This is a genomic window from Microbacterium flavum (genome assembly GCF_018717645.1).
Lineage (GTDB): Bacteria > Actinomycetota > Actinomycetes > Actinomycetales > Microbacteriaceae > Microbacterium > Microbacterium flavum.
Window position 1 is genome coordinate 34,747 of record NZ_JAFLHG010000001.1, and the last position, 13,144, is coordinate 47,890.

Below are 13,144 nucleotides of genomic sequence, written 5' to 3' on the forward strand. Positions count from 1 at the left end.
GGAAGTGATCGATGGCCGCCACCGACCCCCAGCCGACGCTGCGCGCCCTCCTCGCGCGGGCCGACCTCGCCCTCCGGCTCGCCTCGGACGAGGCGGCCCTTCCCCCGGACGCCCTCGACACGCCCTTGCGCTGGGTGCATTCGTCCGACCTCGCCGACCCCACTCCCTTCCTGGCGGACGATCTGCTTCTGCTGACCACCGGCACCCAGTTCATGGCCGCGCCGGGCGGAGTGGCGGCACCGACTCTCCCGGTACACCCCCCGAACACGACCCCGGCCCCGACGACCGAGGACGCCTATGTCGCGCGGCTCCGAGCCCGCGGGGTGCGCGGGCTCGGCTTCGGAACGGAGGTCGTCCGCGACGGCATCCCCGCGGCGCTGCTGGATGCGTGCCGCGACCAGGGGATGCCGCTGTTCGAGGTCCCCTACCGGACGCCGTTCATCGCCCTCGCGCGAGCCAACGCCGAGGCGATCGCCGCGCAGGCCTATGCACGCCGCACGTGGGCGCTGTCGGCGCAGCGCGCGATCTCACTCGCCGCGCTGCGCCCCGATGGCCTGGGTGCGACGGTCGCCGAGCTGGCGAAGCAGCTGGATGCGTGGGTGGGTCTGTATGACGCCGCCGGGGTCCTCACCTCCCACCGCGCCCCGCGCGGCGACCTCGATCCCGACATCCGCGCCGCGGTCGATGCCGAGGCCGGCGCCGTGCTGCGCCGCGGAGCCCGCGCGGCCTCGCAGTTCGAGTCGAACGGGACGCGCGTGACCCTGCAGACGCTCGGTCGCGGGGGGCATCTGCGCGGTCTCATCGCGATCGTGGGAACCGAGCTCGACCTCGAGGGCCGCAGCGTCGTCACCTCGGTCATCGCGATGGCCGGGCTCGCCCTCGAGCAGAACGTGGGTCTCGGTCGCGCACGCGGCGCTCTCCGCGCCGCCCTCGTGCAGGCGCTGCAGGCGGGCGACGTCGGCCTCGCGCGCAGGGTCTCGAAAGAGCTCTGGGGTCCGCTTCCGCCCGCGCCGGTGGTGGTCGCGGTGGCGCCCCTGGCGTCCGGGCGAGCGGATGCCGCGACGGACTGGCTGGAGCTGCGGACCGCAGAGCGGCGCGGCGCACTCTTCCACGGCCGCGGAGCCGACGGGCACGTCATCGTCGTCCCCGCCGGCGACGCCGACCTCCTGGAGACCTTCGCCGGCCTGTTCGATGCCGCCGTCGGCATCGGCGACCCGGTGGACTACGCCGGGTTCGCGCGGGCGCATGAGCAGGCCGTCGTTGCCGCGCGCCGGGCGGATGCCGGCACGGTGGCCTCCTTCTCCGCGATAGCCGGTGGGGTGTTCGCCGCGCTCGATACGGCGGAGGGCAGAGCGCTCGCGCAGGCGCGGCTGCGACCGCTGCACGCCCACGACCAGGAGCACGGCTCGCAGCTGACCGAGACGGTGCGCACCTGGCTCGCCCACGACGCACGGATCGATGAGGCCGCCCATGCCCTCGGCATCCACCGCCACACGGTCCGAGCCCGCGTCGCGCAGGCGCAGCAGGTGCTCGGGGTCGACCTCAGCTCCTTCCCCACCCGCGCAGAGCTGTGGGCCGCGCTCGTCGCCGCGGGCTGAGGCGTCTCCTGCTGCTCCGCGGCGCGCGAGACACCGCGCGCGCGCCGAGACACCGGCGCCCCGTCGTCGTCTCGGTGCGCGGACGGCGTCTCGCGGACCGGGCCTCCGCCGGATGCCCGGCGGGGTCAGCCGATCGCGGTGCCGAACAGCGTCCCGACGAGGAACGTGGCCGCCAGAGCGATGGCCCCGCCGATCATCGTGCGCGCGACCGCGAGCCCGCGACGCGCTCCCCCGAGCCACGCCGCGACGTAGCCCGTGAGCGCGAGCGCGATGAGGACGGCCACGAAGGTGGCGATGATCCGGGCGGGATGCGGCAGGAGCAGGATCGTCGCCATCGGCAGGAGCGCGCCGACGGTGAAGGCGACGGCGGAGGCGAGCGCCGCGTGCCACGGGCTGACGACGTCGTCCTGATCGATGTTCAGCTCGACGGAGAGGTGTGCCTTCAGAGCGTCCTTCTCGGTGAGCTCGGCCGCGACCCGCTCGGCCGTTGCGCGGCTGAGGCCCTGCTGCTCGTAGAGACCGACGAGCTCGGCGAACTCCGCGTCGGGATCCTCGAGCAGCTCCTTCCGCTCCTTCTCGATGAGGGCGCGCTCCGTGTCCCGCTGACTGGAGACCGAGACGTATTCCCCGAGCGCCATGGAGATCGCGCCACCGACGAGGGCGGCCGACCCGGCGAGGAGGACGGGGATCACCTCGGAGGTGGCGCCCGCGACGCCGACCACGACGGCGGCCGTGGAGACGATGCCGTCGTTCGCGCCCAGCACGCCCGCGCGCAGCCAGTTCAGCCGCTGCGAGAGGCCGAGCCGGTGCGGCTCATCGGGGTGGGCGCCTGGGGTCTCGGGCACGGCTGCGGAGGAGGTCATGACCCTCACGGTACGACGCGCGGCGACGCTCGACCAGCAAGCGGAGGCTCACCTCATGGGCCTCCCCGCCGCACGCGTCACGCGGTGGGCGCGTGCGCCTCGAGGAACTCGTAGAGGTCGGTGGTGTCGACCCCGGGGAACGAGCCCGTCGGCAGCGTCGCGAGGAGCGTGCGCGGCGTGCGGACGTTCGGCCACGCCTGGTCGCGCCACTGCGACTCCAGCTCCGCAGGGGCCCTGCGGCAGCACACCTCGACGGCGTGCCGCGAGAGCCCGCGGTTGGTGGTCTCGCGCCCGAGGAACCACTTGGTGTCGTCGAAGCGGACGCCGACGGACACCGAATGCGCTCCCTCGCTGGAGCCCTCCACGCGCGCCGTGCACCAGTACGTGCCGTTCCCGGTGTCGGTGTACTGGTAGTACGGATTGAACTTGTCGGGGATGTCGAACACGGCCCGGCTCGTCCAGCGACGGCAGCACAGCTGGCCCTCGATCGACCCCAGGCGATCGGCGGGGAAGTTGACGTCGTCGTTCTCGTACGCCTTCGTGATGGTCCCCGATTCGTGGACCTTCAGGAAGTGCACCCGGATGCCGAGGTGGCGCGTCGCGAGGTTCGTGAAGCGATGGGCGGCGGTCTCGTAGGACACTGAGTAGGTGTCGCGGAGGTCCTCGATCGAGATCGCGCGGCGCGCCTTGGCATCCTGCAGCGCGGGCGCGGCGTGCTCCTCGGGGATGAGGAGCGCGCCGGTGAGGTAGTTCGTCTCCACGCGCTGACGCAGGAACTCGGCGTACGAGCGGGGTTCGCTGTGCCCGAGGATGCGGCTGCCGAGGGCCTGCAGCACGGCCGTGCGCGAATCGCCCTTCGCGGGGACGGTGCTGGACAGGTACAGCCGTCCGTTGCGGACGTCGGCGACCGACCGCGTCGATGCCGGAAGGTCGGGGACGTAGTGCAGCGAGAACCCGAGGTGAGCGGCGATGTCCGACGCCGTGCGCTGGGTGACCGGGCCTCCGGGGTGGTCGACGGCGCGCAGGATGCCGCGCGCATGCTCCTCGAGCTCGGCGAAGTAGTTGTCCTGTCGGCGCATGAGGTGGCGCAGCTCGACGTTGGCGCGACGCGCCTCCTCCGGCGTCGCCGACCTCTCGTCGCCCAGGCGCTCGATCTCTCCGTGGAGCGCGAGCATCGCCCGGAGGGCGTCGTCGGGGAGCGTCTTGCCGATTCGGAACGCGTCGATGCCGAGGGAGCGGAAGGTCGACCCCTTCATCGCGCGCTCGAGCGCGATCTCGAGAGTGGCACGCTCGTCCAGCGTCTCAGCCTCCAGGAGCTGATCGACGCTCGCGCCCAGCGCCTTGGCGATCGTGCGGAGCAGGGTCAGCTTCGGTTCCCGCTTGCCGGTCTCGATCATCGAGAGCTGGCTCGGCGCCCGCTCGACCGCGCCGGCGAGCTCTTCGAGCGTCATCCCGCGCGCCACCCGCAGCTGGCGGATGCGGCGGCCGATCGTGAGCGCATCGGCGGCATCGGCCTCGTCGCCGGCATCCGTCGTCATCGTCTCCGGGAGTGTCATGACCGGGAGTCTGTCACATTCGGCGAAATTCGGTCAAAGTTCACACGGGATTTGGTCATCGTGAGGGTCATTCTTCACTCAGAGTGGTCCCACGGCCACCCCGGCCGCACCTTCGAGACAGAGAGACAGGGCCATGACTCCCACCGCCACGGGCATCGCGCCTGACACGACCACCCGCCCCACGACGGGGCCCATCCCGACGTCGGCGATCGTCGTCACGGGACCGATCCGAAGCCGGTACGAGGAGATCCTCACCCCCGACGCCCTCGCCTTCCTCTCCGCGCTGCACGCGCGGTTCGCGGGGCGCCGGCACGACCGGCTCGCCGACCGCATGCGGCGGCGCTTCGAGATCGGCAACGGCCACGACCCGCAGTTCCGCGACGACACGCGCCACATCCGCGAGGATGCCGACTGGAAGGTCGCCGGTGCCGGCCCCGGCCTCGAGGATCGCCGCGTGGAGATCACGGGCCCGACCGACCCGAAGATGACGATCAACGCGCTGAACTCGGGAGCGCGCGTCTGGCTGGCCGACCAGGAGGACGCCACGAGCCCCACCTGGCGCAACGTCATTGAGGGCCAGCTGTCGCTCTTCGACGCCATCCGCGGCCAGCTCCGCCACACCTCGCCCGAGGGCAAGGTGTACGAGGTGACCGCGGAGCGCACGCCGACGATCGTCATGCGCCCCCGCGGGTGGCACCTGACAGAGAAGCACATCGACTTCACCGACCGCGCCGGCCGTACCCTGGCGACCTCCGGCTCGCTCGTCGACTTCGGCCTGTACTTCTTCCACAACGCGAAGCGCCTCATCGAGAACGGTGTCGGCCCGTACTTCTACATCGCCAAGATCGAGTCCAGCGAAGAGGCGAAGCTGTGGGACGACGTGTTCACCTTCAGCGAGGACTACATCGGCATCCCGCACGGCACGATCCGCGCGACGGTGCTGATCGAGACGCTGCCGGCCGCGTTCGAGATGGAGGAGATCCTCTTCGAGCTGCGCGACCACATCGCGGGCTTGAACGCCGGCCGCTGGGACTACATCTTCTCGATGATCAAGAACTACCGCGGCCGCGGCGCCCGGTTCGTCCTGCCCGACCGCAGCCAGGTGACGATGACGGTGCCGTTCATGCGCGCCTACACGGAGCTGCTGGTGCAGACGTGCCACAAGCGCGGCGCCTTCGCGATCGGCGGGATGAGCGCGTTCATCCCGAACCGCCGCGACCCCGAGGTGACCGCCCAGGCGTTCGAGAAGGTGTCGGCCGACAAGAAGCGCGAGGCCGGCGACGGCTTCGACGGCACGTGGGTCGCCCACCCCGACCTCATCCCCGTGGCGCAGGCGGAGTTCGACGCGGTGCTCGGCGACCGGCCCAACCAGGTCGACCGTCAGCGCCCCGAGGTGAGCGTGCAGGCGTCCCAGCTGATCGACGTGCACATCGGCCTGCCGATCACCGCCGCAGGCGTGTACGCCAACGTGTCGGTCGGCATCCGGTACATCGAAGCATGGCTGCGCGGCCTGGGCGCGGTCGCGATCGACAACCTGATGGAGGATGCCGCGACGGCAGAGATCTCGCGCTCGCAGGTCTGGCAGTGGATCCACCAGGACCGGTCCACGGAGGACGGCACGAGGATCACCCGCGCGTACATCGAGTCGCTCATCACGCGCACGCTCGAGGAGGCAACGCGGTTCGAGGGCGACCGCTTCGACGACGCGGCGGCGATCTTCGAGCAGGTGGCCCTCGGCGAGGACTTCCCGACGTTCCTGACGCTGGTCGCCTACGCGGACTACCTCACCGACGAGGACTGAACCTCATCCGTGGGGCGGGGGTCGGATGCCACGGCATCCGGCCCCTCTTCGTGCGCCCCGCGGCGTCGCGAGGCGGCGCGGCCGATGCTGCCGTCGATCCACACCGCGAGCCAGACCGCACCGAGACCGACGACGGCGACCGTCGCCTGCGAGATGAGGGCGATCGCGCTCGAGGGGAACGAGTGCTCGACCAGGACCGGGGTGATGAGCGCGGGGATGACGGCGAGGACGATGACCGTCCAGGTCCAGGGGTGTCTCCCCCGCGCGATGACCCAGCCGCCCACGGCGGCGACGAGGACGACCCCGCCCTGATCCAGGACGAATCGCCAGAACGTGACGGGATGCACGACGTTCCCCGCCGCGTGCTGCAGGCCGAAGGTCACCCACATGAGAAGCACGACGCAGACGAGGGTGACCGCGCCCAGCCGCCGCCACCCGGAGGTCGGCAGAAGGATCACCGCGGTGAGCATCGAACCCAGCACGAGGAGGAACTGCACGAGGCTCTGCAGCGGGGCATCCGATGCGATCGTGCCGGCGTAGACCTCCGACTGCACGATGGAGGAGAAGTCCGTCGCGACCCCGAGGTAGCCGCCGACGAGCATCGCGACGATCGCCGCTCCGTACCGCGCGGAGCGGTCGAAGGCGAGCACCGGGGCCATGCGCCGAGGGTAGCGGATAATGTCAGAGACCGCGGGAAGCGACGGGGGATGCGATGGCCAGGGCGGACGAGGACAGCCGGACGAGTCGGCGCGAGTTCCTGCGTCGCACCGGCATCGGCGCCGCGGGGCTCGCGATCGGCGGATCGGCCGCGGCCGCGGTCACCACTGCGGCCACCGTCCACCCGCCCGAATTCGCTCCTCTGACGCCGCGGCACTCTCCCGGCTTCGACCACATCGTCGTGCTCATGTTCGAGAACCGCAGCTTCGACAACGTGCTCGGCCGCCTCTATACCGCGCAGGAGAAGTCCGCCGCCGACTTCGACGGGCTCGCGCAGGGCTCCTACGCCAACCTCGGCCCCGACGGCGCGCCCGTTCCGGCCTATGTGTACGAGGGACCGACGGATCGGATCATGCAGCAGCCGCAGCCCGATCCCGGCGAGACCTACCCGCACGTGAACACGCAGCTGTTCGGCATCATCGACCCGCTCACCAACGCCGACCTCCGGGTGCATCCCCTGTCGGCGCCGTTCAACAACCCGCAGCCCGAGCAGACGCCGACGAACGGCGGGTTCGTGGAGGACTACATCGTCAACTTCCGCCTCGGCAAGCGTCGCGAGCCGACGCCCGAGGAGTACCGCGTCGCGATGGGCGGGTTCAGCCCCGACATGCTGCCCGTCCTGTCGACCCTGGCGCGGGAGTTCGCCGTCTACGACAACTGGTTCGCGGGTGTGCCGTCGCAGACGTTCTGCAACCGGTCGTTCTTCCACGCGTCGACGTCGCACGGATACGTCACGAACCACAACGGCGACGACTACGGGAAGTGGATCAATGCCCCCGCGGCGCCCACGATCTTCAACCGGCTGGAAGAGGCGGGCATCCCGTGGCGGGTCTATTACGACCCGACCCAGCTCGTCTCGATGACGGGGATGCTGCATGCGTCGGTCCTGCGCCGCTATTGGAAGACGCATTTCCGCGACATGACGCAGTTCTACGAGGACGCCGCGAACGGCACCCTGCCTGCCTACGCGTTCGTCGAACCGCGGATGATCTTCAACCACAACGACATGCACCCGCCCTGGGGCGAGCTGCGCGACGGCGAGATCGAGCTCGACAACGGGACGAGACTGCAGCTCGACAACAGCGCCCACTCCGATGTGCGCGCCGGAGACAAGCTGCTGCAGGACGTCTACGACGCGATCCGCGTGAGCACGAGCGCGAAGGGGTCGAACGCGATGAACACGGCGCTGGTCGTCACCTTCGACGAGCACGGCGGCACCTACGACCATGTCATCCCGCCGACGGCGACCCCGCCGACGACCGGCGACGAGGGCGAGATGGGGTTCGCGTTCGATCGCCTGGGCGTTCGAGTCCCCGCGATCGTCGTCAGCGCGTACACGGCGTCGGGCACCGTCATCCACGATGAGATGCACCACGGCGCCGTCATCAACACCCTGTGCCGTCAGCACGGTCTGAAGCCGCTGAACGCGCGGGATGCCGGGGCGAATCCCATCTACAACGCGATCAACACCGCGACACCGCGCCAGCCCTACACCTGGCCGAAGCCGTCGTCGCTGTGGAAGCCTCCGAACCCCGAATCCGTCGCGGAGCACACCACCCCCACCCACAAGCGTCGGCCGCTGACCTCGCCCGCCCGCGGCCTGCTGGGCCTCCTGATGTCCGAGTTCGATCCGGGGGCTCCGCTTCCGAAGACGTACGGCGAGGCCTACGAGGCACTCACGCGCCACGGCAAGGGACTGTTCGGCACCCGCGACGACGCGGTGTGAGGCTGGGGAGCTCCCTGCGGAGCCCGTCGAGCGTCCCCGCGAACGCTTGGACAACTCATCTACACTGACCCCGACGCCCGCGACCGGTCGGGCCCTTCTCCGCCGGAGCGTGCGCCACGAACGCGATCCTCGCCATCCCCGTGATCGACGGCCCGGTGCCGTGGATCCTCCTCGCGCTGTCGGCCGTCATCCTCGTCTGCCTCGTCGCCCGCAGGTGGTCCGGAAGGCAGGTGATCGGGACCGTCATCGCCGCGCTCGCCGGCGCGGCGATCGCGGCCTCCGCCGTCCTCGTCGCGGATGAGACGGATGCCTTCGGCATGCGCCTGCCCACGTTCGTCCTCTTCACCTCCATTGCCGCCTTCGCCGCCGTCGGCGTCGCCGTCGCCTCCCTGTGGGCGCCGGGGTGGTGGCGGAAGATCCTCGCCGTGCTCGGCGTCGTGGTCTTCGCGGCGACCGGAGCGATCCTCGTGAACGCGCAGTTCGGCATCAACCCCACGCTCGGCAGCATCTTCGGGATCGAGCCCGATGAGAACACCCCTCTCCCCCACACCGACGGCACAGCAGCGCCCGCCCCGAAGCAGCCGCTCTACGAGACGTGGACGCCGCCGCCCGGGATGCCGGCGACCGGCACGATCGGGTCACGGGTCATCCCCGCGACCATCTCGGGTTTCGACGCGCGTCCCGCCGGCATCTACCTGCCCCCGGCGGCGCTCGTCGACAACCCGCCCGCACTGCCGGTGATCCTCTTCATGATGGGCCAGCCCGGCAATCCCGACGCGTCCTACATCGGCAAGGCCCTGGATGAGTACGCCGCGAAGAACCGCGGCCTGGCCCCCATCGCCGTCGTCGCGGACCAGGTCGGCACCGCTGACGTCGATACCGCCTGCGCCGATTCGAAGGCGTACGGAAATGCGATGACCTACATCACGAAGGACGTGGTCTCGTGGATGAAGGCGAACCTGCACATCATCGACGATGCGCGGTACTGGGCGATCGGCGGGTACTCCAACGGGGGCAGCTGCGCCATCACCCTCGCCGCGAAGCACCCCGACATGTGGAAGAACGTGATGGACGTCTCCGGCGAGCCGTTCCCGGGGTCCGAGGAGATCGACGCCGTGATCGCCGACGTCTACAACGGCGATCAGGCTGCGTTCGAGGCATCCAAACCCGTCGCGATCCTCGCCGCACATCCCGGCGAATACTCCGGGATGACCGCCGCATTCACCGCCGGCGGCGGCGACCCCGCCTACATGGCCGCGGCGGAGATGGTCTCGGCGGCGGCCCGTGAGGCCGGCATGACGGTCAGCTATGACGTCATCCCCGGCGCCGGGCATGTCGGAGACGCGGTCACGGTGGGGATGCAGATCACCGTCGGGAAGATGTTCCCGGCCCTCGGACTCACCGCGCCTTAGCCGGCTCGGGGGCCCGCCACGCGTCGCCGCTCGCGTACGGGCGGCTCGGGCTACGCTGTCCGGTGTGACCGAACGCGCTCCGCAGCCCCGTAAGCCCCTGCTCTCCACGAAGCTCAGTGCCATCGCCGAGTCCGCGACCCTCAAGGTCGACGCGAAGGCGAAGGCGCTCAAGGCCGAGGGCAAGCCCGTCATCTCCTACGCCGCCGGCGAGCCCGACTTCGCGACGCCCGCGTTCATCGTCGAGGCCGCCGCCGAAGCGCTGCACGACCCCGCGAACTTCCGCTACACCCCCGCCGCCGGCCTCCCCGCGCTCCGAGAGGCGGTCGCGGCGAAGACGCTGCGCGACTCCGGCCTCGAGGTCTCCCCGAATCAGGTCATCGTGACCAACGGCGGCAAGCAGGCCGTCTACCAGGCGTTCCAGGCGGTCGTGAACCCGGGCGACGAGGTCCTCCTGCCCGCGCCGTACTGGACCACGTACCCCGAGGCGATCGCGCTGGCCGACGGCATCCCGGTCGAGGTCTTCGCGGGCGCCGACCAGGACTACAAGGTGACCGTCGAGCAGCTCGAGGCCGCCCGCACGGAGCGGACCACCGTGCTCGTCTTCGTCTCGCCGTCGAACCCGACCGGCTCGGTCTACACGCCCGAGGAGACGAAGGCCATCGGGCAGTGGGCCCTCGAGCACGGCATCTGGGTCATCAGCGACGAGATCTACCAGAACCTCGTCTACGAGGGCGTCCGCGCCGTCTCGATCGTGGAGGCCGTTCCGGAGCTGGCCGACCAGGCCATCCTCGTCAACGGCGTCGCGAAGACGTACGCCATGACCGGATGGCGTGTCGGCTGGATGGTGGGGCCCGCGAACGCGATCAAGGTCGCCGGCAACCTGCAGTCCCACCTCTCCTCGAACGTCAACAACATCGCCCAGCGCGCGGCCCTTGCCGCTCTCACCGGCCCGCAGACCGAGGCCGAGCAGATGCGTCAGGCCTTCGACCGGCGACGCAAGCTCATCGTCGCCGGGCTGGCCGCGATCCCCGGGGTCACCGTGCCGAACCCGTTGGGCGCGTTCTACGTCTACCCCGACGTACGTGGCCTCCTGGGCCGCGAGTGGGCAGGTCGCACCGTCACGACCTCGCTCGAGCTCGCCGATCTGATCCTCGACGAGGCCGAGGTGGCCATCGTCCCGGGTGAGGCGTTCGGGCCCTCGGGCTATCTGCGCCTCTCGTACGCGCTGGGCGACGACCAGCTCCTCGAGGGCGTGCAGCGTCTGCAGCGCCTGTTCGCCTGAGCGGGCCGCGCCGGACGCGGCACCCGCGGCGAACGTGGCACCCGCGGCGCGCGCGGCGGAATCGGAGAATCGCACCAGGATCGGAAAGCGGCGACCGTGGCATCCGATCCTGTTGCGACTTTCCGATTCTGGTACGGCCCGGCGTCGCGCCGGCGTCAGATCTCGACGCCGAACACCACCGGCTCGGGCTGCAGGATGAGTCCGAACTCCGCCTGCACCCGCTGCTGGATGTAGCGCGCGAGCTCGGCGATCTCCTCCGCGGTCGCGCCGCCCCGGTTGGTGAGGGCGAGGGCGTGCTTGGTCGACAATCCCGCCCGTGAGCGCGGCAGGCGGAAGCCCTTGCCGAGGCCCGCATGCTCGATGAGCCAGGCGGCGCTGACCTTCACGTCCGGCTGGACGGACACCGGCGCCGGCACGAACCCGTCGTAGGCGGCGAGCGGGATGACGAGGTCGGCGGGCTCGGGGGCGTCGTGTTGCGGCAGGGGCCAGCGCGGGCACTCCGGCGGCAGCGTACGCGCGAAGGATGCCGAAACGATCGCGTTCTGGAAGAACGACCCGGCGCTGTGGGTGTCGGGATCGGGGTCGTCGAGCACCATGCCCTTGCGGGCGCGGGTCTGAAGGACCGTGTCGCGCACGCGGCGAAGGGTCACCCCCTCGCCCTCCGCGACGCCCAGCGCCTGCCGGAGCTGAGCGCCGGACAGGGTGTATTCGCCGTGTCCGACCTCTCGCAGCTCGAGGGTCACCGAGAGGACGACCGCGGAGCGCGCGGCGACCGAGCCGTAGTGGTTCTTCAAGACGGAGGTGCGGAAGCCGAGCGCGAGCTCGTCCGCCGGGACGGTGGAGACCTCGCCGGTGGCTTCGTCGATCAGGTCGACCTCGACGAGCGTCTCGACGATCTCCTGCCCGTACGCCCCGATGTTCTGAACGGGCGACGCACCGACGGTGCCGGGGATGCCGGACATCGCGACGATCCCGGAGAGTCCCTCGTCCACCGCGTAGGCGACGAGGGCGTCCCAGTCGTGGCCGGCTTCCACGCGCACGCGGGTGTGGCCCTCACGCGGAGAGGGGAGACGCTCGATGCCGCTCGTGCGCACGAGGATGACGGTGCCGTCGAAGCTCTCGTCTCCGGCGAGCAGATTCGAGCCGCCGCCGACGACCAGCCAGGCCTCCCCCGTGGCCCAGACCTCTCGGAGCGCGGTGACGAGCTCGTCGCGCGTGCGTGCCTCGATCATGCGCGCCGGGGTTCCGCCGACGCGGAGCGTGGTGAGTCCGGCGAGGGGAACGGGGGCGATCTCGGGCACGTCAGCCGTCCAGGCGGACGCGGACCTGGGCCTTGCCGAGCACGGTGACCCCGGCCGCGGTGACGGTGAGGTCGACGCGCGCCTCGGCCTCGGAGACAGCGCCGATCGTGGCGACGACCTGGAGCTCCGCTCCGCCCTCGGCGTCGACGACGACGGGGCGGGTGAAGCGCACCCCGTACTCGAGGATGCGGCCGGAATCGCCTAGCCAGGGAACGATCGACTCCACCGCGATGCCCATCGTCAGCATGCCGTGTGCGAGAACGCCGGGCAGCCCGACGGCAGCGGCGACGTCGTCACGGTAGTGGATCGGATTGAAGTCGCCCGACGCTCCGGCATAGCGGACGAGAGACTCGCGGGTGAGAGGGACCGTCCGGTCGGCGACGACATCGCCGACGGTGAGGGATGCCGACGTCAGGGCCCCGGAACTCGTCGAACCGGTCATGCGACCTCACCTCCGATCAGCAGTACGGAGCTCGCTGTGACGACATGAGCCCCCGCGGCATCCGTGATCTCGGTCTCGCTCGTGACCATCGCGCCCTTGCCGAACGGCCGGACCCTCGTCACGCGCAGCTCGCCCACGAGCTCGTCGCCGGCCACGATCGGGCGGGAGTAGTGGAAGCGCTGCTCGGCGTGGACGGTCTGCTCGAGGGCGATGCCCGAGTCGGGCTCGGCGAGGAGCTGCTGCAGCGTCAGGTCCTGGACGACCATCGCGAACGTCGGCGGAGCGACGACGTCCGCGAAGCCCAGGGCCTGGGCTGCCGCGGGATCGTCGTGCTGCGGATCGGTCGCGAAGACGGCGCGCGCGAACTCGCGCACCTTCTCGCGGCCGACGAGGTAGGGCGGCGTCGGCGGGAAGGAGCGGCCGACCAGCTCGGGGTTCACAGACAC

The 13,144-nt window shown here is 70.8% G+C and carries 11 protein-coding genes; 5 read left to right on the forward strand and 6 right to left on the reverse strand.

All coding sequences use genetic code 11. From position 1 onward, the window contains the following. Positions 1-11 precede the first annotated feature (11 nt). Positions 12-1,598, forward strand: a complete 1,587-nt coding sequence (locus J0P97_RS00185; protein ID WP_215485758.1) for a helix-turn-helix domain-containing protein — start codon at positions 12-14, stop codon at positions 1,596-1,598. Between the two features lie 125 nt (positions 1,599-1,723). On the opposite strand, the gene J0P97_RS00190 is transcribed toward J0P97_RS00185, so the two are convergent. Both J0P97_RS00190 and J0P97_RS00195 read right to left on the reverse strand, forming a co-directional pair. Continuing rightward, complete coding sequence (locus J0P97_RS00190; RefSeq protein WP_215485759.1) at positions 1,724-2,461, reverse strand: VIT1/CCC1 transporter family protein; 738 nt, start codon at positions 2,459-2,461, stop codon at positions 1,724-1,726. A 77-nt stretch (positions 2,462-2,538) separates the two neighbouring features. After that, on the reverse strand, positions 2,539-4,017 hold the full coding sequence (locus tag J0P97_RS00195) for a helix-turn-helix domain-containing protein (RefSeq protein WP_372449657.1): 1,479 nt from the start codon (positions 4,015-4,017) through the stop codon (positions 2,539-2,541). 133 nt (positions 4,018-4,150) lie between these two features. Between J0P97_RS00195 and aceB the strand changes: the two genes are divergently transcribed. Beyond that, entirely contained in the window at positions 4,151-5,818 is a 1,668-nt protein-coding gene (gene aceB, locus J0P97_RS00200) for a malate synthase A (RefSeq protein WP_215485760.1), read from the forward strand. On the opposite strand, the gene J0P97_RS00205 is transcribed toward aceB, so the two are convergent. Beyond that, positions 5,797-6,477 (reverse strand): hypothetical protein, encoded by a 681-nt coding sequence (locus J0P97_RS00205; protein ID WP_215485761.1) that lies wholly within the window; start codon positions 6,475-6,477, stop codon positions 5,797-5,799. The two genes, aceB and J0P97_RS00205, sit on opposite strands and share 22 nt — an antisense overlap. Before the next feature lie 53 nt (positions 6,478-6,530). Here J0P97_RS00205 and J0P97_RS00210 point away from each other — a divergent pair, with 53 nt between their 5' ends. From J0P97_RS00210 to J0P97_RS00220, 3 genes are all read left to right on the forward strand, one after another. Then, entirely contained in the window at positions 6,531-8,261 is a 1,731-nt protein-coding gene (locus J0P97_RS00210; RefSeq protein ID WP_215485762.1) for an alkaline phosphatase family protein, read from the forward strand. A 140-nt stretch (positions 8,262-8,401) separates the two neighbouring features. Then, positions 8,402-9,673, forward strand: coding sequence for an alpha/beta hydrolase (locus J0P97_RS00215; RefSeq protein ID WP_308163286.1), 1,272 nt, complete (start codon positions 8,402-8,404; stop codon positions 9,671-9,673). Between the two features lie 64 nt (positions 9,674-9,737). Continuing rightward, on the forward strand, positions 9,738-10,955 hold the full coding sequence (locus J0P97_RS00220; protein ID WP_308163288.1) for a pyridoxal phosphate-dependent aminotransferase: 1,218 nt from the start codon (positions 9,738-9,740) through the stop codon (positions 10,953-10,955). 155 nt (positions 10,956-11,110) lie between these two features. Here the strand turns inward: J0P97_RS00220 and J0P97_RS00225 are convergent, their stop codons facing one another. Genes J0P97_RS00225 through J0P97_RS00235 form a run of 3 tightly spaced genes read right to left on the reverse strand, consistent with a single transcriptional unit; the run spans position 11,111 to position 13,144 of the window. After that, positions 11,111-12,256: a UDP-N-acetylmuramate dehydrogenase gene (locus J0P97_RS00225; protein ID WP_215485764.1), complete on the reverse strand. Its 1,146-nt coding sequence runs from the start codon at positions 12,254-12,256 to the stop codon at positions 11,111-11,113. 1 nt (position 12,257) lies between these two features. Next, entirely contained in the window at positions 12,258-12,698 is a 441-nt protein-coding gene (locus J0P97_RS00230; protein WP_215485765.1) for a MaoC/PaaZ C-terminal domain-containing protein, read from the reverse strand. Then, entirely contained in the window at positions 12,695-13,144 is a 450-nt protein-coding gene (locus tag J0P97_RS00235) for an FAS1-like dehydratase domain-containing protein (protein ID WP_215485766.1), read from the reverse strand. The genes J0P97_RS00230 and J0P97_RS00235 overlap by 4 nt, the downstream gene beginning before the upstream one ends.

Bases quoted from the DNA above. Each gene is read 5' to 3' on its own strand.
- J0P97_RS00230 (WP_215485765.1), bottom strand. From the start codon at position 12,698: ATGACCGGTTCGACGAGTTCCGGGGCCCTGACGTCGGCATCCCTCACC.
- aceB (WP_215485760.1), top strand. From the start codon at position 4,151: ATGACTCCCACCGCCACGGGCATCGCGCCTGACACGACCACCCGCCCC.
- J0P97_RS00210 (WP_215485762.1), top strand. From the start codon at position 6,531: ATGGCCAGGGCGGACGAGGACAGCCGGACGAGTCGGCGCGAGTTCCTG.
- J0P97_RS00185 (WP_215485758.1), top strand. From the start codon at position 12: ATGGCCGCCACCGACCCCCAGCCGACGCTGCGCGCCCTCCTCGCGCGG.
- J0P97_RS00195 (WP_372449657.1), bottom strand. From the start codon at position 4,017: ATGACACTCCCGGAGACGATGACGACGGATGCCGGCGACGAGGCCGAT.
- J0P97_RS00205 (WP_215485761.1), bottom strand. From the start codon at position 6,477: ATGGCCCCGGTGCTCGCCTTCGACCGCTCCGCGCGGTACGGAGCGGCG.
- J0P97_RS00190 (WP_215485759.1), bottom strand. From the start codon at position 2,461: ATGACCTCCTCCGCAGCCGTGCCCGAGACCCCAGGCGCCCACCCCGAT.